Annotated in this window: 20 protein-coding genes; 16 read left to right on the top strand and 4 right to left on the bottom strand. The window is 38.7% G+C overall.

Annotated elements, in window-relative coordinates; all coding sequences use genetic code 11:
- The first annotated feature begins 22 nt into the window (after positions 1-22).
- The 14 genes from D0S48_RS08640 (at position 23) to D0S48_RS08575 (ending at position 11,889) form a co-directional block, all read left to right on the top strand.
- Positions 23-886, top strand: a complete 864-nt coding sequence (locus tag D0S48_RS08640; RefSeq protein WP_144540502.1) for a F0F1 ATP synthase subunit gamma — start codon at positions 23-25, stop codon at positions 884-886.
- 34 nt (positions 887-920) lie between these two features.
- Positions 921-2,336 (top strand): F0F1 ATP synthase subunit beta, encoded by a 1,416-nt coding sequence (gene atpD / locus D0S48_RS08635; RefSeq protein WP_144540500.1) that lies wholly within the window; start codon positions 921-923, stop codon positions 2,334-2,336.
- Positions 2,337-2,360: 24 nt separating this feature from the next.
- Positions 2,361-2,765, top strand: coding sequence for a F0F1 ATP synthase subunit epsilon (locus D0S48_RS08630; protein WP_144540498.1), 405 nt, complete (start codon positions 2,361-2,363; stop codon positions 2,763-2,765).
- Between the two features lie 283 nt (positions 2,766-3,048).
- Entirely contained in the window at positions 3,049-3,282 is a 234-nt protein-coding gene (locus D0S48_RS08625; protein ID WP_144540496.1) for a DUF1146 family protein, read from the top strand.
- 327 nt (positions 3,283-3,609) lie between these two features.
- Positions 3,610-4,905 (top strand): UDP-N-acetylglucosamine 1-carboxyvinyltransferase, encoded by a 1,296-nt coding sequence (gene murA, locus D0S48_RS08620; RefSeq protein ID WP_144540493.1) that lies wholly within the window; start codon positions 3,610-3,612, stop codon positions 4,903-4,905.
- Between the two features lie 333 nt (positions 4,906-5,238).
- The gene (spoIID, locus tag D0S48_RS08615; protein WP_225321723.1) at positions 5,239-6,222 is read left to right on the top strand and encodes a stage II sporulation protein D; all 984 of its coding nucleotides are present in this window, start codon (positions 5,239-5,241) and stop codon (positions 6,220-6,222) included.
- A 31-nt stretch (positions 6,223-6,253) separates the two neighbouring features.
- On the top strand, positions 6,254-6,913 hold the full coding sequence (locus tag D0S48_RS08610; RefSeq protein WP_144540591.1) for a M23 family metallopeptidase: 660 nt from the start codon (positions 6,254-6,256) through the stop codon (positions 6,911-6,913).
- Positions 6,914-6,981: 68 nt separating this feature from the next.
- Positions 6,982-7,242, top strand: a complete 261-nt coding sequence (locus D0S48_RS08605; RefSeq protein ID WP_144540588.1) for a sporulation transcriptional regulator SpoIIID — start codon at positions 6,982-6,984, stop codon at positions 7,240-7,242.
- A 666-nt stretch (positions 7,243-7,908) separates the two neighbouring features.
- Positions 7,909-8,901: a rod shape-determining protein gene (locus tag D0S48_RS08600; protein WP_151113772.1), complete on the top strand. Its 993-nt coding sequence runs from the start codon at positions 7,909-7,911 to the stop codon at positions 8,899-8,901.
- A gap of 16 nt (positions 8,902-8,917) precedes the next feature.
- On the top strand, positions 8,918-9,757 hold the full coding sequence (locus tag D0S48_RS08595) for a flagellar hook-basal body protein (RefSeq protein ID WP_151111293.1): 840 nt from the start codon (positions 8,918-8,920) through the stop codon (positions 9,755-9,757).
- A 21-nt stretch (positions 9,758-9,778) separates the two neighbouring features.
- Positions 9,779-10,618 (top strand): flagellar hook-basal body protein, encoded by an 840-nt coding sequence (locus D0S48_RS08590; RefSeq protein WP_144540487.1) that lies wholly within the window; start codon positions 9,779-9,781, stop codon positions 10,616-10,618.
- A 15-nt stretch (positions 10,619-10,633) separates the two neighbouring features.
- On the top strand, positions 10,634-10,918 hold the full coding sequence (locus tag D0S48_RS08585; RefSeq protein ID WP_151111291.1) for a DNA-directed RNA polymerase subunit beta: 285 nt from the start codon (positions 10,634-10,636) through the stop codon (positions 10,916-10,918).
- Between the two features lie 15 nt (positions 10,919-10,933).
- Positions 10,934-11,374, top strand: coding sequence for a 3-hydroxyacyl-ACP dehydratase FabZ (gene fabZ, locus D0S48_RS08580; protein ID WP_151111289.1), 441 nt, complete (start codon positions 10,934-10,936; stop codon positions 11,372-11,374).
- Between the two features lie 158 nt (positions 11,375-11,532).
- A complete protein-coding gene (locus tag D0S48_RS08575) occupies positions 11,533-11,889 on the top strand; it encodes a hypothetical protein (protein ID WP_151111287.1) in 357 nt (118 codons plus the stop codon).
- A gap of 125 nt (positions 11,890-12,014) precedes the next feature.
- Here D0S48_RS08575 and D0S48_RS08570 read toward each other — a convergent pair whose 3' ends face one another.
- Entirely contained in the window at positions 12,015-12,449 is a 435-nt protein-coding gene (locus tag D0S48_RS08570; RefSeq protein WP_144540478.1) for a YwpF family protein, read from the bottom strand.
- A gap of 250 nt (positions 12,450-12,699) precedes the next feature.
- Between D0S48_RS08570 and D0S48_RS08565 the strand changes: the two genes are divergently transcribed.
- Complete coding sequence (locus tag D0S48_RS08565; protein ID WP_144540476.1) at positions 12,700-13,098, top strand: single-stranded DNA-binding protein; 399 nt, start codon at positions 12,700-12,702, stop codon at positions 13,096-13,098.
- Between the two features lie 88 nt (positions 13,099-13,186).
- On the opposite strand, the gene D0S48_RS08560 is transcribed toward D0S48_RS08565, so the two are convergent.
- The 3 genes from D0S48_RS08560 to D0S48_RS08550 form a co-directional block, all read right to left on the bottom strand.
- The gene (locus D0S48_RS08560) at positions 13,187-15,898 is read right to left on the bottom strand and encodes a DEAD/DEAH box helicase (protein WP_151111285.1); all 2,712 of its coding nucleotides are present in this window, start codon (positions 15,896-15,898) and stop codon (positions 13,187-13,189) included.
- Positions 15,895-17,475 (bottom strand): hypothetical protein, encoded by a 1,581-nt coding sequence (locus D0S48_RS08555; protein ID WP_151111283.1) that lies wholly within the window; start codon positions 17,473-17,475, stop codon positions 15,895-15,897. The genes D0S48_RS08560 and D0S48_RS08555 overlap by 4 nt, the downstream gene beginning before the upstream one ends.
- Positions 17,476-17,607: 132 nt before the next feature.
- Complete coding sequence (locus tag D0S48_RS08550) at positions 17,608-18,006, bottom strand: helix-turn-helix domain-containing protein (protein ID WP_151111281.1); 399 nt, start codon at positions 18,004-18,006, stop codon at positions 17,608-17,610.
- Between the two features lie 165 nt (positions 18,007-18,171).
- Between D0S48_RS08550 and D0S48_RS08545 the strand changes: the two genes are divergently transcribed.
- On the top strand, positions 18,172-18,528 hold the full coding sequence (locus tag D0S48_RS08545; protein WP_154311439.1) for a hypothetical protein: 357 nt from the start codon (positions 18,172-18,174) through the stop codon (positions 18,526-18,528).
- Positions 18,529-18,693: the final 165 nt, after the last annotated feature.

The raw sequence follows: 18,693 nt of genomic DNA, 5'->3' as shown, positions 1-18,693 counted from the left end.
ACAATAAGGTGGTGAAATACCAGTGGCATCTTTACGCGACATTAAAAATAAAATTACGTCAACTAAGAAAACAAGTCAGATAACAAAAGCTATGCAAATGGTTTCTGCTTCTAAATTGAACCGTGCGGAGGAAAATGCGAAAGCATACGTTCCTTACATGTCTAAAATGCAAGAGGTAGTAGGCTCCATTGCTTCAGGAACAAGTGATAGTGGACATCCAATGTTAACTCATCGACCTGTAAAGAAAACTGCATATATCGTCATTACTTCTGATCGTGGTTTAGCAGGGGCATATAACAGTAATGTTATACGTGCTGTTGCGAATGCTATTACTGAACGCCATGCTTCAAAGGATGAGTATGTAATTTTTGCAATTGGACGCATGGGACGTGACTTCTTCGTAAAACGTGGTTCAAACGTAATTGGAGAAGTGATAGGGTTACCAGACCAACCTTCTTTTTCGCATGTTAAAGAAATAGCGCGCAAAGCTGTTGGTATGTTCACGGATGGTACATATGATGAACTTTATATGTACTATAACCACTTTGTAAGTGCCATCTCCAGTGAGGTAACTGAGAAAAAGGTGCTACCGCTTACGGATATTGCAGCAGAAACTACAGGCTCAACTGCTTCTTATGAATTCGAACCTTCTAGTGAGGCGATTTTAGAAGTACTTCTTCCACAATATGCGGAAAGCCTAATTTTTGGTGCATTACTCGACGGTAAAGCAAGTGAACATGCTTCGCGTATGTCTGCTATGAAATCTGCAACAGACAACGCAACTGATTTGATTAGTAACTTAACGTTAGTATATAACCGAGCACGTCAAGCTGCGATTACGCAAGAAATTACGGAAATTGTTGGCGGTGCATCGGCTCTAGAATAGGTAAAGAAAGAAAGTAAGACAGGAGGGAACAGTAGTGAACAAAGGACAAGTACTACAAGTAATGGGTCCAGTTGTTGACGTTAAGTTTGACAACGGCCACTTACCAGCTATCTATAATGCATTAACTGTAGCGATTGAACGTCCAAATGAAGCTCCTACTACATTAACTTTAGAAGTAGCTTTACACTTAGGTGATGACTCAGTTCGTACAATTGCGATGTCATCTACTGATGGACTTAAACGTGGTGCAGAGGTATTAGATGCTGGCGCAGCAATTTCTGTTCCAGTTGGTAACGTAACTTTAGGACGTGTATTCAACGTTCTTGGTGAAGTAATTGACTTAGGAGAAGAAATTTCTACTGCTGAGCGTCGTGACCCAATTCACCGTCAAGCACCAACATTTGAAAACCTTTCAACTGAAGTTGAAATTCTTGAAACAGGTATCAAAGTAGTAGACCTTTTAGCTCCATACATTAAAGGTGGTAAAATCGGTCTGTTCGGTGGTGCCGGAGTAGGGAAAACAGTTCTTATCCAAGAACTTATCAATAACATTGCTCAAGAGCATGGCGGTATCTCAGTATTCGCTGGTGTTGGAGAGCGTACGCGTGAAGGAAATGACTTATTCCACGAGATGAGCGATTCTGGCGTTATTAAGAAAACAGCAATGGTATTCGGTCAAATGAACGAGCCACCAGGAGCACGTATGCGTGTTGCACTAACTGGTCTTACAATGGCTGAATATTTCCGTGATGAACAAGGTGCAGACGTACTTTTATTCATCGATAATATCTTCCGTTTCACACAAGCAGGGTCTGAGGTATCAGCACTTTTAGGCCGTATGCCTTCAGCAGCTGGTTACCAACCAACACTTGCTACAGAAATGGGTGCACTTCAAGAGCGTATCACGTCAACTAATACAGGTTCTGTTACATCTATCCAAGCGATCTATGTACCAGCCGATGACTATACGGATCCAGCTCCTGCAACAACATTCGCTCACTTAGATGCAACAACAAACTTAGAGCGTAAATTATCTGAGATGGGTATCTATCCAGCGGTAGATCCATTAGCTTCTTCTTCTCGTGCGCTTTCTCCTGAAGTAGTAGGACAAGAGCATTACGAAGTAGCACGTCAAGTACAATATACTTTACAACGCTACAGAGAGCTTCAAGATATTATTGCGATCCTAGGTATGGATGAATTAGGAGACGAGGATAAGGTTGTAGTTAACCGTGCTCGCCGTATTCAGTTCTACCTATCTCAAAACTTCCATGTTGCTGAACAATTTACAGGTCAAAAAGGTTCTTATGTTCCTGTTAAAGAAACTGTTGAAGGCTTCAAACAGATTCTTGAAGGAAAATATGATCATTTACCAGAGGATGCATTCCGTTTAGTTGGACGTATCGAAGAAGTTGTGGAAAAAGCGAAAAGCATGGGCGTAGAAGTATAATAAATCGGACCTGGAGGTAAAAATATGAAGACAGTTTCAGTCAATATTGTCACTCCCGACGGCCCGGTATACGATTCTGAAATAGACATGATTATCGCTAAAACAGCATCGGGTGAAATCGGTATTTTACCTGGCCATATTCCAATGGTTGCACCACTTGAAATTGGTTCGGTTAAATTGAAAAAAGATGGTAAATCAGAATTTGTAGCAGTGAGTGGCGGATTTATTGAGGTTCGTCCTGAAAAGGTTACAATCTTGGCTCAATCCGCTGAAATTGCTTCAAGTATAGATTTAGCTCGTGCTCAAGAAGCGAAGAAACGTGCAGAAGAACTACTTCAAAGTAAACAAGAATCAGTTGATTTTAATCGTGCTGAACTTGCTTTGAAGAGAGCGCTTAATCGTATCAACGCTTATGAGGGTAGATTATAATTGTTTTTTTGATAAAACGGGCAGAGATTATTTCTGTCCGTTTTTTCTTTCTTGACTGTTAAGAATGTACTTGCTTTGCTAAGTGTTTTTCCTAATTTGAGGGTCTTTAAACTTTATGGTTAGATTTGGGAGCTTTGAATTTCTTGCTATAAAAAGTGGTAGATTTTACAGTAATTTGACGAGGGTATTTTTGAAACGACAATAACATAAACATGTTAATTGTTTTGTTTATCAGTACATCGTTCTAGGAAGGCTTTCGTTTTTAAAAACTGGAGGGAAAATAATGGGTCTTTTGACTTCAGAGCAAGCTGTTATCGCTATATTAGCTAATATCTTTTTTATCGGTATTTCTTTTTATGCATTACAAGCTCTTATGGTGGACAAATTTATTAAAAAGAATCATGTATTTCAAGCCCAGCTTTTCTTTATTTTGGTAAGTATTATGTTAGGCTCGACAGTAGCTAATTTCTTTTTAAATTTAACTTCCTGGTCTAACCAATTACAGTACTTATTTTAGTAGAAGATCCTGCATGCTCATGCAAATTATGGACAAGTTTGTATGAGCATGTAGAATCTCCTCATATTTCCTGGGAAATATGCTGTCGAATATGTTTATTACATAACATGTGGGGTAATTTATAAATATCTACACGAAAAGACTGGGTATTACGTATAATAGACTAAGAAAATTTACCAAAAGAGGACAAGAAAATAGGGTTTTCGGTGCTTGTATATAGTCGAAATACGTTGTATGATGATATTGTTTTGAAATAACAAAAAACAACACCATACATATTTCTTTTATATATTAGCTTAAGAGGATTATGAACGCGGAGGGAACTAAGTGGATAAAATTGTTGTTAAAGGCGGCCAAAGGTTAAAAGGTAACGTACGGGTCGAGGGTGCTAAAAATGCAGTATTACCTGTACTTGCAGCAGCTTTGCTCGCGACAAAAGGGAAAAATGTGATTAAAGATGTACCAACACTTGCAGATGTTTTGACGATAAATGAAGTATTAAAAAGTTTAAATACAGAAATCAAATATAGCCCAGAGCACAACGAAGTAATTATTGACTCACAGCAAAGACTATCAAGTGAAGCACAATTTGAATATGTGCGCAAAATGAGAGCGTCAATCCTTGTTATGGGTCCAATTCTTGCGCGCAATGGTTTTGCTCGAGTAGCTCTTCCTGGGGGCTGTGCTATTGGTTCAAGACCTATTGACCAACATTTAAAGGGCTTTGAAGCAATGGGTGCAGAGATTTCATTTGGTCATGGATTTGTAGAAGCGAAAACTGTTGGACGTTTAAAAGGTGCTAAAATTTATTTAGATGTACCTAGTGTGGGCGCTACAGAAAATATTATGACTGCAGCAGCTTTAGCTGAAGGAACAACGATTATCGAAAATGCTGCTAAAGAACCGGAAATCGTAGACTTAGCAAACTTTATCAATGAAATGGGCGGTAAAGTAAAAGGTGCTGGTACTGATACTATTCGTATCGAGGGAGTTGAAGAACTTCATGGCACTGAGCATCATATTATCCCAGATCGTATTGAAGCTGGTACTTTCATGGTTGCAGCAGCCATCACAAAAGGCGATGTATTAATTGAAAATGCAGTACCAGAGCATATGACAGCTCTAATATCTAAAATGCAAGAGATGGGTGTGGAAATTACTGAAGAGAACCAAGGGCTACGTGTGCGTTCTAAAGGAAACTTGAAATCAGTAGACATCAAAACTATGCCACATCCAGGTTTTCCTACAGATATGCAATCGCAAATGATGGCATTGATGATGACAGCCTATGGTACCGGTATCATTACGGAAACTGTATTTGAGAACAGATTTATGCATGTGGAAGAGTTTAGACGTATGAACGGAAACATGAAAATCGAAGGTCGCTCTGTCATGATGGATTCCCCATCTAACCTTCAAGGTGCAGAGGTAGCAGCTACAGATCTTCGTGCAGCGGCAGCTCTAATCATTGCAGGTCTAGTTGCAGAAGGCGTAACTCGTGTAACTGAACTTTACCATTTAGATCGTGGATACGTTGATTTTGACAAAAAGCTAGCAGCTTTAGGTGCAGACATCGAACGTATTGGAACAGAAAACACAGAAAAAGCAGTTCAACTCGTTTAATAATATATGTAAAGCACAATACACCTATTCGTGTATTGTGCTTTTTTTGATGTAATTTTTCACCCTGTTTTAGGCGTTTTAAGAGTGAAAATTAACATTTTAGTATAAATGCTCATCTATAAGATTAACTAGCCTCTAAGGGGCTAAAATAGTGTATAAAGGCTACTTAAATATAAAGATTCAAATAGATTCTTATAGCATTCCATAAATTTAATAAGAATTCATGTCCATATACTATTGGTTAAATGGATGATTTCAGAAATGATAGAATATAAACACTTTCCAATTACTCATCTGTATGACAAGAGATAGATCAAGCAGCTTTTCTATAGCTTGTCCGTCATTAGATTCTTTGTAGCTGCATATATTACCCCTATGAAACAAAACATTCTCTTAGTAATCGTATGCATCTGCCTTATGTTATTACCTTTTTTATTGATCAAAGACAGAGTGAAAGAAAAAGCTGCACCAGAAGTCGTACCGGAAACTGAAGTTGACTGTCCAATAGAAATTGAGGTGAAAGGGGTAAAGGAAAAAATTCCTCTAGAAACGTATGTATTAGGAGTAGTTGCCGCGGAAATGCCAATCACATTCCATGAAGAAGCATTGAAGGCGCAGTCTATTGCTGCTAGGACCTATGTTTTAAGAGAAACCGATTACGGAGCAAAGTCAATCGACAAGACGGTACAGAAGCAAGTGTATGTTGGTCCAGAGGAGAGAAAAAAGCGTTGGGGTGCTTCCTTTGAGGAATACGAAAAGAAGCTTCAAAAAATCGTAGCTTCTACAGAGGGAGAAATTATTGTTTATAAGAATCAGTTAATCACTGCAATGTTTTTTTCAACAAGCAATGGGCAAACAGAAAGCGCGGAGAATTATAGCGGATATGCAATTCCCTATTTAGTATCAGTGCCGAGTGAAAAGGAAGAGCAATTCTCAAATAAAATGAAACAGAAATTTGAATTTACGAGTAAAGAATGGTCGGACACTTTTAAGATGAAGTGGTCTAATAATATTGGGGGTACTGTCAAAATAGAACGGACAGACTCCAATCGAGTAAAGTCAGTAGAAATGAACGGCAAAAGTTGGACAGGCAGAGAAATTAGAACTTTACTTGGACTACCCTCTACTGATTTTTCAATAGCTTTTCAAAATGATAAAGTTGTAGTGGAAACTATTGGATATGGGCACGGAGTAGGAATGAGCCAGTATGGAGCTGAGGTAATGGCTAACGATTCTACGAAGGCTCATGATATTTTATTGCATTATTATACAGGAACCGAAATAAAAAGTTTTTCTCCATGTTTAAAATCTCCTTAATATGCCAACAATGCAATTAGAGGTGATGAAAATGAGAGAAGAACAATCTAAAAAGCCTTCTCAGAAGAAGAGTAACAGCCCGAAAAAACCTTGGTTTTGGCCACTAGTATATGCAGGTTTTTCGGTAGCATTTGTTGGAATGATTTGGGGTTATAATGTATATGTCAGCGATGATTCTGCAGAAGAATCCGAGTGGACCGATGCAAGTAATCCAGACAAAGTAACAATTGAAACGAACGCTAAAGCAGAATCTATGAAATACCCTTTCAAAGAAGCTATGCTAGATAACGTTGAAATTGTTCAGCACTACTATGATATGGAAGCAGACGAAGCGACTCGTGAGAAATCTCTACTTGTTTTTGATCAAACTTACGTAGCTAGCACAGGAGTTTCCCTAACTATGAAGAACGAGCCATTTGAAGTTGTTGCAGCATTAAGCGGAAAAGTAGAAGAAGTAAATCTTGATCCATTTGTTGGTGACGAAATCGTAATCTCTCATGCAAATGGTATGCTAACAAAATATCGCTCTGTCACTGGCATTCTAGTAAAAGCAGGAGATGTAGTGGAACAAGGACAATCCCTTGCAACCGCAGCGGAAAATGAGTGGAATCCTACTGCTGGAATCCATCTTCAATTCGAAGTATTAGAAAACGGAGTCCTTGTAAATCCGGAATCATATCTAGCATTTTAATTCATATTAGCCCTTCGCTATGCATAAAGTGGTGAAAAGTGTTCCTTTACTAACGAAAGGAAGAGTTGGTGCACGAAACGATTCGTCATAGATGCATACGTTTGGGTGAAATGGTAATTGAAACAAAGAAAACAGTTCGCGCTATTGCGAGCAAAACAGGTCATTCCAAAAGCACCGTACACAAAGACTTAACCGAAAGACTCCACCTTGTGGATCCTGTGCTGGCTAAGGAAGTCAAAGAAATCCTTGCTTACCATAAGTCAGTCAGACACCTACGAGGCGGAGAAGCTACGAAGCAAAAATGGAGGACCAAAAAGGAAGATAGGTAAGGTCGTGAAATGTATTATTTCACGGCCTTTTCTTATATCCGAAATAATTCGTTGTCTGAGTAGTATGAGTAAGTCTTTATAAAATATACATAGGTCAATAAAAATAAATTAGCATCAGGAAAAGCCCATTTTAAAAGAGAGAGCGCAAGGAGGAAAGGCATTCTAATAACAGGAGAGCCTGCAACAGATTCTTTGACTTAAAAGTTGTATACTCTAAAAAGTATGAAACACTGCTTGTATAACGAAGTCCAACGTTCGAATCCTCTAGGGAGGGAACTATTGCTAGGAAAGCTCTTATGGACAATTAATCCCCTTACATATGGTAACTAATTGTGATACTTGAAAAAAATCCGTAGCTCAGGAATAGTCTTTCAAGAACACACAAAATAATTCGTAACTATCAACTGAAATACTATATCTTTCAAACAGACAGCTTCCTACTCAATTTCCCCTCTAAAGTCACAACATAAAAATGAGCGTACTGACCTATAGAAGAATCGGGATAATAGTTTATAATTCGTCAAAAATTTCTAATTTCTTCATAATTTTTTCCAAAATACTCTTCAAAAAAACTGTTTTTATGACAAAACTATGATAAAATTAGAAGTTAGATACATTACGGAGTTTACAAACAAAAGTTATAGCAAGGAAGGGGAAACACTGGTAATGTTTGCAAAGGATATAGGAATAGATTTAGGAACAGCAAATGTATTGATTCACGTGAAGGGAAAAGGGATTGTGTTAAACGAACCTTCAGTGGTCGCTTTAGATAGAAATACGAATAAAGTACTAGCAGTCGGAGAAGAAGCTCGACAAATGCTAGGTAGAACCCCAGGAAATATTGTGGCTATTCGCCCGTTAAAAGATGGAGTAATTGCGGATTTTGATGTGACAGAAGCTATGCTTAAGCATTTCATTAATAAATTAAACGTAAAGGGATTCTTATCGAAGCCACGAATTTTAATTTGCTGTCCGACAAACATTACAAGTGTGGAGCAAAAGGCCATTCGAGAAGCTGCGGAGAAATCTGGTGGTAAAAAGGTTTATTTAGAAGAAGAACCTAAAGTTGCAGCAATCGGAGCAGGGATGGATATCTTCCAACCAAGCGGGAATATGGTTGTAGACATAGGTGGGGGCACAACTGATGTTGCTGTTCTATCTATGGGTGATATAGTTACCTCGGAGTCTATTAAGGTAGCAGGAGATGTGTTTGATAACGATATTCTTCAATATATCAAAAAAGAGTACAAGCTTCTAATCGGTGAACGAACAGCTGAGAATATAAAGATTGAGATTGGAACTGTTTTTCCAAACAGTCGTCATGAAGAGATGGATATCCGTGGGCGAGACATGGTTTCAGGTCTGCCAAGAACGATTACTATTAAATCTGATGAAATCGAACACGCGTTAAGAGAGTCTGTATCTGTCATAGTACAAGCTGCCAAAAATGTGTTAGAAAAAACACCGCCTGAGTTGTCCGCAGATATTATTGACCGTGGCGTTATTATCACTGGTGGCGGTGCGCTACTACATGGTATGGATAGTCTGTTGATGGAAGAATTAAAGGTTCCTGTGTTTATTGCGGAACAACCGATGGATTGTGTGGCTATTGGCACTGGAATTATGCTAGATAATATCGATAAAATAAGTAGAAGATAAGAGTGGAGGCTTCATCATGTTTCGTGGATTTAATACTGTAGCATCTGGGATGATTGCTCAACAGCGTAGAACCGAGCTGCTAACTAATAATATGGCTAATGCGAATACACCAGGCTTTAAGGCTGATCAGTCTACCATTCGTTCTTTTCCAGATATGCTGATGTCACGTCTAGGGCCAGCTAAAATTCCTACGGAGAATCCGATCAGTGGGAAAAAACTGTCAACTGTCGGTGGAATTAGTACAGGCGTTTATATGTCAGAAACCGTTGCTCTGCAAACACAGGGGCAGCTTCAGCAAACAGGCTTGAACACTGATATAGCTTTAATCGATGGAGTACTTCCAGTGGATGCAGAATCAGGGCAATCAGGTGCGCTATTTTTCCGTTTAGAACACCCAACTGAGGGAGAAGCATATACACGTAGCGGAAACTTCACATTGGACGCTTCAGGTTTTTTAACGAATGCAAGTGGACTATATGTTTTAGATGATGCAGGCCAACGTATTCAATTGCAAAATGATGATTTCCGTGTAGGGGATAATGGCCAAGTTTTTGTGGATGACGTAGCGGTGGCTCAGCTAGGGGTTTCATATGCTGCTAATCCGGATCGTTTATTGAAGCAGGATAATGGTTTATATAGAACGGAAGATGGCACGGAGCTACCATCCGCGTATAATACTGGTGATGTGAGCTTTGCTATGCAACAGGGCTATATTGAAGGATCAAATGTAGACAGTGCGAAAACAATGACAGAGCTTATGTCAGCATATAGAACATTTGAAGCCAATCAAAAAATTCTACAAGCATACGATCAGAGCATGCAGAAAGCTGTCAACGAGGTTGGTCGTGTTAACTAATAACCAAGGAGGTGTGGTTGAATGTTACGCACAATGATAACAGCAACAAACACAATGTCCCAATTGCAAAATCAACTGGATATTATAGGGAATAATCTTTCCAATTCAAATACCCATGGATATAAGTCAAAAGAAGTAAAATTCCAAGAATTACTTTATCAGCAATTTAATAACGATAAATTAGATAAAACAGAGAGACAATCACCTGTTGGGATACGCTATGGAGTGGGAGCAGCACTTGCACAGTCTCAAATGAACTGGAAGCAAGGGAGCATCCAGTCTACTGGCAGAGATCTAGACTTTGCTTTTCAGGAGCCTAAGCAATATTTTCAAATCATTATGCCCGACGGACAAAATGGAGAAAAAACTGCATACACTCGTCAAGGAGCTTTCTATGTTTCTCCAATAGAAAATGGACAAATGATGCTTGTTAACGGAGATGGTTATCCTGTTTCCGACTCACAGGGACAGGCTATTACGATTCCTGAGGGAGCTTCTAGCTTTTCTGTAAATGAAAGAGGAGTGCTAACTGCAACATATCCTGATGGTACTACAGCACAAAGAGAGTTAGCTGTTTCCGTTTTGCAAAAGCCACAATTCATGGAACACTTGTCTGCGACATATATTGTAATGCCAGAGAATTTAGATGAGTTAGGTGCAAATGCTGAGGATGTAATGACCGACCTTCAGGGAGCAGACAGAGAAGAAATTTCCTTGAGCAATCAGGTTTTAGAAATGTCTAATGTAGATGTTTCCAAAGAAATGACCGATTTAATGACAACGCAGCGTCAGTATCAGTTTAGTGCTCGTTCTATTACAATCGCCGATCAAATGATGGGCTTGATCAATGGAATTCGCTAGTAAGGAGTTATTTTAATGACGGAAGAAGTAAAGGCTTCTAGCCGACAACAGCGTAGGTTAGAAAAAGTACAAGAAGAAGTAAATAAGAAAGAAACGGTAGACAATACCAAACCAACCAAGTGGGTACAAATTCGTATGTTTCCTATATGGCTGCGTATACTAATTGTTATTGCTCTTTTTTGCATATCTGCAATAGCTGGACTAATGATTGGCTATGGGGTTATAGGTGATGGTGAGCCGAAGGATGCGCTAAAATGGGAAACGTACCAACATATAATTGATATAAAAGACGGTAAATAATTGGAGGACGATTCCATGCTAACAACGGAGCAATTACAAGCTATTTTGCCTCATCGATATCCATTTTTAATGGTTGATCGTATTCTAGAAATTGAAGAAGGTAAACGAGCAGTTGGATTAAAAAATGTAACAATTAATGAAGAATTTTTTAATGGTCACTTTCCTGGCTATCCAGTAATGCCGGGCGTTCTTATTGTGGAAGCGTTGGCTCAAGTAGGAGCAGTGGCTGTGCTTCAAATTCCCGAAAATAAAGGAAGACTTGCTTTTTTTACAGGAATTGATAACTGTCGATTTAAAAGACAGGTCAAACCAGGAGACCAGCTTAAACTGGAAGTTGAGCTTACTAAGCTACGCGGACCAATGGGCAAAGGACATGGCATAGCTACTGTCGATGGAGAGCTTGTTTGTGAAACAGATATCCTGTTTGCATTAGGTCCAGTTGCAAATAACGACTAATAAATAGTATTATTCCACTTCTTTTAAAGTATATGCGAGTATGCTGAGCATTGAAAAAAGAGGTAATAATGCCATAGGATAGTTCCTTCTTTTCTTGGATAACCTATCGTAAGTCACGTGAAGAGTGTGATGACGATATCAAGAAAGGAGGAATTTTTATGTTGAAAAAAGTCGTTCCTACTGTGGCATTATGTTCGCTTTTACTCGTTGGATGTAATAATGATGAAGCAGTACCTTCAAACAATGAAACACCAATGGGGGAATTAAACAACGGTAATCGTGTAATTACTCCATCTCCTGATGAGAACACTGGTAATAACGGAGCTGGAACTACTAATGGTGGTATGAATGAAGGCACAAACGGTAAGAATGATATGAATGGTCTTAACGATGATCTGAACAATGGTCTTAACAATGGTGATAATAATGATTTAAATGGAAATATGGATCATTCAAACATGGATGAACGTACATTTGTAGATGAGCCAGAGGTTAATGGAAATAAAGATAAATAGTCCCTTTCTGTAACTTATGGAGCGTTTTTAAATTTGAAATGGTTGATCAAACAAAAAATAGGCAACTTCTTGTATTGTAAACAAGAAGTTGCCTATTTCTTTAGGCATTAGTCAGTATGCCTATATCAATTTTCTTTGTCTTTCTTTAAGGAAGGACGCGTTTTCATATCCTTTTCGAATTGTGTCAACAATTCTTCTCCAATTAATCCATCCTCAATAAGTTCAGCAAGTAACGATTCAGCGTATTTTCTACGTGCACGCTTTAATGTTCCGCGAAGTAACACGGAAAGATGATCTCCTATTTTCTTAACGGAGTAGGTTGCCACTTCAAAATGTGCAGGCTCATTCTCGGGGTAAGAGATAACGACCTTAGCATTAAATAATTCATTGGATGTTTTTAATTCATTAAAGAAATCCTCATGTTTTTGATCAATAAATAATTCTAAAATCCAAGAACGACTTGTATTTTCTTGATTAATTACTATGCCATCCTCTAGTAAAATCGGCATTTCATCATTATTGCGGATAAGGGACACGGATATCATTTTAAATGTTTTCATATACAATCCACCTTTTAGTAGGACTAATTAATCTTCATTATAGCATAGGGATTCTATGGAAAAAAATAAATGTGAAAATGCCAATTTCTTATTTTTGATTTCAATGAATGCGGTAAGATGAGGAATATTCTTGAAAACAAATAACATTATTTCATTTTGACCCGGAAAAACGAGCCAAAATGAAATAACTGCGCTTTGCCAACAAATTTTCAAAGGCTTATGATATGGCTAATGAAAGGGAGGTGACAGATTGAATACAGTTTCGATAATTGGAAGAATGACGAAGGCTCCACAGCTGAAGCACTTATCTGAGGGGAGAGTGCAAACAGGATTTGTTGTTGCAGTGAGTAAGGGCTATAAGAGCGAAGAAGCTAATTTCGTGCTTTGCACAATTTGGGGGAAACTAGCTGAAACCACGGTAAAGTACTGTGGAAAGGGCTCTTTAGTAGGAATCACTGGCCGCTTGAACACAAGATCTTATGAAAAAGGGGAAGGCATAAGAGTATTTGTAACAGAGGTTATTGTGGAGGATATCAGATTTTTAGCTACCAAAAGTCGCGACGAAACCGAACAAACTAGAGAGGAAAATAAGCAAGTAGAAAGTGATTTTGAATTTCCAGCAGAACAAATAAAAAAACTTCCAGTGTAAAATTTTGAATGGCCGCAACCATCCAAATGATACAAGAGAGAAAAAACCTGACCAGAATATGGCCAGGTTTTTGTTAACAAGATATCAGTTAGATTGAAAGAGTAAGCAAATCCTTTAGATCTGCATCCGACATTTCTGTAATCCATTGACTAGAGTGGATCAGTTCTTCAGACAATGCTTGCTTCTGTTCAAGAAGTTTGTCTATTTTTTCTTCAATTGTACCGATAGTTATGAACTTATGGACATGGACGAAATTAGTTTGACCGATACGATAAGCTCTGTCAGTTGCCTGGTTTTCGACTGCAGGGTTCCACCATCTATCCGCATGCAGCACGTGGCTTGCGGCAGTAAGGTTCAAACCAGTTCCACCAGCCTTTAAGGAAAGAAGGAATACAGGGAATTCCTTTGCCTGAAACGCCTCTACTAAATGGTCACGCTGATTTTTTGGCATGCTTCCTGTCAAGAAAGGAGCATCTATATCGAACAGCTCAGTCAGGCAATGCTGCAGCAAATGACCCATTCCGATATACTGTGTAAATATCAGACATTGCTCACCACGAGCAGCAATTTCTCCAGCGAGTGTCACAATACGAGCAAGCTTCTCAGAGCGTTCAAGCATATCTTCTGCATCATCAAATGGCTCCTTCAGATAAAGGGCCGGGTGATTACATAGTTGTTTTAGCTTGCTAAGCATTTTGAGAATAAGCCCCTTTTTCTCAAAGCCGGTTAGTGTATCAAGCTTGCTAACGGTTTCTTGAATAAGGGATTCATATAACGCTGCTTGCTCGGTAGTTAAACCACAATACTCGCGTTGCTCCAATTTTTCTGGAAGGTTTAACAACAATTCTGGATCCTGCTTGGTTCTTCTTAATAAGAACGGCTGAATTTTGACCCGGAGTTTATGCTTAACCGAGTCAGAGTTATCTCGCTCAATCGGCGCGATATAATTTTCCTGGAATTTACGGAAGGAACCCAAATAACCTTTATGAATAAAGTCGAAGATAGACCAAAGCTCGGACAATCTATTTTCAACCGGTGTTCCAGTTAAAGCAATATGATGCTTGCCTGTAAGCTTGCGAATCGCACGAGATTGCTTTGTATGCATATTTTTAATGTTTTGAGCCTCATCGAGAGTTATACTAGCCCATTCTAAATCCTCTAATGCTTCAATGTCCTGCATTGCTGTACCAAAGGTTGTGATTACTACGTCAGCTTCTTTATCAATTTCTCGGGTTCGCGCTGTGCCATAATGTGTTTGGACATTTAAAGAAGGAGCAAATTTAGCCAGCTCTTTCTGCCAGTTTCCAAGCACGGAGGTTGGACAAATGATCAAAGAAGGCGTTGTTTGTTCACCGCTTTCATGGACATGAAGTAGATATGCGATTAATTGGACTGTCTTACCAAGACCCATATCATCAGCTAAGCAGGAGCCAAATTTTTCATTTCGCATAAATACAAGCCAGTCTAAGCCCAGCTGCTGATATGGTCGAAGAGTCGTCAACAGATTGGATGAGACCTCCACAGTGGGATAACCTTTTTTCTCAGACAGCTGTTCCATCAATACTTTAAGAGATTGCTGCATTTCAAATTGGAATAATGGATCCTCATCAGATTGCTCATCATCATCGATAGCTAAAGCAATTTCCTCCGGGATTTCTCGGAATAAAAGCTCCTTCACAGTCCAATTTTCATCCTCGGACTGCTTCATCAGTTCTCGAATTTGATGCATCCACGCAGCATCTATTCGGAACCACTCATTGCCTGCCTGTATATATGATCGATTTTCAGTGACCATTTTTTGAAAATCCTCTGCAGAGATTTCCTGTCCGTTTAGAGAAAAACTCCAGTTAAATTGCAGGATTTCATTTAAGCCAGCGGCGGTTTTATAAGTATTGGCAGTCTTTGCAACAGTCTTAACACGCATTTTAGATTCTTTCAAGCTCTTCAGCCAAGATGGCAGAACAACTTCGAAACCAAGAGCCTGCAGTTTGATTAGGTCATCACGTAAAAAACGTCGCACTTCTTCATCGGTTAATGGAGAGGAGAAGAAGGTCGACAGTTCTACGGCATCTATCGAGGAGACTAGGGAAAAGATTTTTGCCTGAGTTTCTTCGATATAGGTGTTATATTCATTCCATTTATCAGGAAGAGCCTGCTTAATAGGCAATACTTTTTTTCGGAAGGATGGCGTCCAGTATACACTGCTTTTCTTACCGCGAACGACTGTTTCTAATAACCAGGTGTCATCAAATTCATCCGGCTCGGACAGGCGCAATGCTACTAACAGATTTGGATGGGTCGATTGCGATTTTAGGGGCCAGCCGCCTTGTTGAAAGAAAGGAATGAGGGCGGGTAGGTCCTCCATCGTAAGCCCTGCCTGAAAAAGCTTTTGCTTGATAGCATTTTCAACTAGCTGCTTTCCTTTGTCCTCTATGGGAGCAGACAACTCTAAATTGTCTTCCTGTAATTCGACTGTCTTCCAAAGATCAGGTGAATTCCAAACACTTCCTGCTTCTTTAAAGGTTTTAAGCCATTGAAGCGAGGGCTCGGTAGCTCCAGAGAATGTGATGAAGGGATGAGCTTCAGATGAAAAGAGTTCAATGACTTCTACTGGAGAAGCTATTAATACGTCATCCTCAACTTGTGCGTTAAGACCAAAAAAGCTTTCTCTATGATTTAAGTAGAGCGTCTCCACCCATTTTTCGATAGGCGCATCATTACATGATAGAAGAAAGCTTCCATTTGTTGCTTGATCGATATACAGGGAAAATTCTTTTGTAATAGATAAAGGTTTATTCATAATGGCAGGTTTCCTTTCTCTATTTCTTGTTGTAAGGCACGAAGACGGCGATACTTTTCACGAATACTTTCCACATAAGCATTCCAGTAATCAATTTCGTTTGCTTTCTTCGCTACCTGTTTCATTTTCTTCCAAATACGAACAGCTTGCTTATAGCTATATCTGTTTTTTTCTTGGATAAACCTCATTGCATAATGGTGGTAAAGCGGAAGAAGGACTTCTGGTGCCTCATCCTTCACTATAGATAATCCACAGGACTCAGCATATTCAAGAGATGAGTTGGCAGATTGGTGCAATGCCATCCATTCCCTATAACGTTTTTGTTCGATTAGTAAGTTGGAGTATGATTGGATTCCATATAAACCGAATGATTGATACAGTTTTTCCAGTTCCTCCGTTTTTAAACTTACTTGGTTGAATAGCAATTCTAATCTTCTAATGAGCATGACTCTAGAAGGGTTTTGTATGACTTCATTTAAATAATAAGAAATGTGAGGGAGTAATTTTCTAGCTAGCTCGCTAACTAATTCCTTGTTGGAGGAATGAATGGCCTTTTCACAAACCTCCACCCACTCCAAGAGCTGATCCTTCTCCATATGCTCAGCAGAATCTAATAGCTCATCCATCATCGACAAGGTGAGGTAAAAGTATGGAAGTACCATATTTAACGGGATTCCGTCCTCTTCAATGGTCAGCTCTTGAAGATATTTGACTTCCTGCATTCGCGCTGCTTTATCTGTTACTAAAGCTTCCCAGCAGGCTAAATATACGTGCTTCCGATAACGAACAAGGCCTTCCTCTTCAAAGTAAAAGGACCGTACGTTTTCCATCATTTGATCGAAAAAGGGGTCCGCTGCAAACATTTTAGGCTTTGCAGCAAGCTGGGACAGGCTATCATCAATATCCTCTATATAATCATTTAAAAACTGGTAAACGCGATTACGCATATTAGTATCGTTGTATTCAATTAAATAAGGCCATGCGCGTGTTAGTATGGCCAGATTGACATATACATCAAAGATAGGTTGCCATTCTCGTTCAAATGGTCGAGATTTACGAACCTGGGCCTTCAAGTCATGAATAGCAAATTCTAAAAGATAAAAGCTTGTTGGCGGATAGCTGGAGATAAACTTTCTAAAAAAGTTATCCACTAGCATATCCCAGCTTTTGGGACTACGTTCATCTCGAAGTAAAGATAGCTGTAGGTGGTCTATGTTAGCTTTCCACTCCGAGATCCAAGTGGATAGGGAGTTGTTTTGTTGATATAAATAAAAAACCGCTGCGACGATATGTCTACATGGCTTCTGCATTTGGCAAGGGCAATGGATCAGGTCAACCATTGGCAAGTATCGTACCTCGATGTTAGTTACATCTCTAACCACAAAATCAATTCGATTGTCCTTTAGTGAATAATTTGCAATTGAAACCGCGCCATTACGCACAAAAAAGGTCGCTCTTCGAACAAGCTCCTCATCTTCCGTAACAGTAGGGTTAAGTTTCTCTTCAATCGTCCGCATGGACGCATCTATATATTGGTTATAATGATTGGCTAATTTTTGATACGAAGTTAGGTTCAAACAAATCTCTCCTAATGAAAAAAGGCTTTCCTTCCATTATACGTTTAATCCTGCTCGAATAAAAGCCAGAGGAGTGTAAAAGTGATTCACTAAAATAAAAAGCCTTACCTATGCTGATCATAAGTAAGGATTTTAATCTTTTTTTAATAAGCCTTTTATGTATCGTTTAAGTTCCTTTTCCTCTTTGGAAACTGATTTAATATCCATTACAAGAAGACGAAACTCTTTATAGGATGCAAGTGGGGTAACATATTCCTCCTGAAATGCTTCTATATACTTTGATCGACTTTCACGCGCCTCCAAGCCAGGATTCTTACTTTTAGAAGGCTTATCCTCCAGCATATTTAGAAAATCGTCATTCGAGATCGCATACACCTCTTTAATTTTCATAAGTAAGTCAATGGGAATGGCTAAGTCACCCTTTTCGTATTTAGACAAAACTGAATGGTCAATGCCTATTCTTCTCGCTGCTTCCATTTGAGTAATATCTAATTGTTCTCGATAAGCACGGAGATGCTCGTAAAATGCCATATAATTACCTCCTTTACAATGCAACAAGAATATCGAAAAGATAGGATTAAACTGTAATAATCGCCAAATTGGAGATATTTATTAAAAGAGCGGTTAAATATAGTATATAAAGCTTATAGGACAATTTACATAAGAAAGGAGTGGGGAGTAGTAGAAAGAATTCAATTGCATATACCTTTTTTATTAGAATCTCTGGACATTTATTCGAAAAATGGATTCAATCATGTCAAGGTAATAGGAGTAAAGGCGCGGAACATAAAATACATTGTGGAAAGTCCTATAAACAATTTAAAGCACATACCGTTAATCGCATCAGAGTACTACAGCATATATGATCTACAGCTTGATTTTGAAAAAAATATGCTTCAATTTTATATTAAAAGCGTGAGAGAAGCATCGAAGGAAGAAATCCTGCAAAGGGTGTTTGAAGCCATTTTAGTAGAATACAGTCCTAAAAAATACGGTTTCTTTACAAGTCCAAGAGAAAAAGGAAGAGCAGAAAGTGCATTGCAATTTAAATAGAAATATTTTAATGGCGAATGCATATTGCGTTCGCTTTTTTGGATTTTAAGAAAGTATATTCTCTTTTTTGATTATTTGTCTATCTTGAAGGGTATTTCCTCATAAGAAAAAAATAGAAAGCTCGACTATAGAACCGGAACTTGGCTCCCTCTCCTATAGTGGAAA

It is taken from the genome of Psychrobacillus sp. AK 1817, assembly GCF_008807035.1.
GTDB lineage: Bacteria > Bacillota > Bacilli > Bacillales_A > Planococcaceae > Psychrobacillus > Psychrobacillus faecigallinarum.
The sequence above is the reverse complement of the archived record's forward strand: the minus strand, read 5'-3'. Positions and strand labels throughout refer to the sequence as shown.

What these genes read in the sequence shown, in the direction of transcription:
- D0S48_RS08560 (WP_151111285.1), bottom strand. Translation starts at nt 15,898, where the DNA reads ATGAATAAACCTTTATCTATTACAAAAGAATTTTCCCTGTATATCGAT.
- D0S48_RS08590 (WP_144540487.1), top strand. Translation starts at nt 9,779, where the DNA reads ATGTTACGCACAATGATAACAGCAACAAACACAATGTCCCAATTGCAA.
- fabZ (WP_151111289.1), top strand. Translation starts at nt 10,934, where the DNA reads ATGCTAACAACGGAGCAATTACAAGCTATTTTGCCTCATCGATATCCA.
- D0S48_RS08610 (WP_144540591.1), top strand. Translation starts at nt 6,254, where the DNA reads ATGAGAGAAGAACAATCTAAAAAGCCTTCTCAGAAGAAGAGTAACAGC.
- D0S48_RS08595 (WP_151111293.1), top strand. Translation starts at nt 8,918, where the DNA reads ATGTTTCGTGGATTTAATACTGTAGCATCTGGGATGATTGCTCAACAG.
- D0S48_RS08630 (WP_144540498.1), top strand. Translation starts at nt 2,361, where the DNA reads ATGAAGACAGTTTCAGTCAATATTGTCACTCCCGACGGCCCGGTATAC.
- D0S48_RS08550 (WP_151111281.1), bottom strand. Translation starts at nt 18,006, where the DNA reads ATGGCATTTTACGAGCATCTCCGTGCTTATCGAGAACAATTAGATATT.
- D0S48_RS08585 (WP_151111291.1), top strand. Translation starts at nt 10,634, where the DNA reads ATGACGGAAGAAGTAAAGGCTTCTAGCCGACAACAGCGTAGGTTAGAA.
- D0S48_RS08600 (WP_151113772.1), top strand. Translation starts at nt 7,909, where the DNA reads ATGTTTGCAAAGGATATAGGAATAGATTTAGGAACAGCAAATGTATTG.
- D0S48_RS08575 (WP_151111287.1), top strand. Translation starts at nt 11,533, where the DNA reads ATGTTGAAAAAAGTCGTTCCTACTGTGGCATTATGTTCGCTTTTACTC.
- D0S48_RS08625 (WP_144540496.1), top strand. Translation starts at nt 3,049, where the DNA reads ATGGGTCTTTTGACTTCAGAGCAAGCTGTTATCGCTATATTAGCTAAT.
- D0S48_RS08570 (WP_144540478.1), bottom strand. Translation starts at nt 12,449, where the DNA reads ATGAAAACATTTAAAATGATATCCGTGTCCCTTATCCGCAATAATGAT.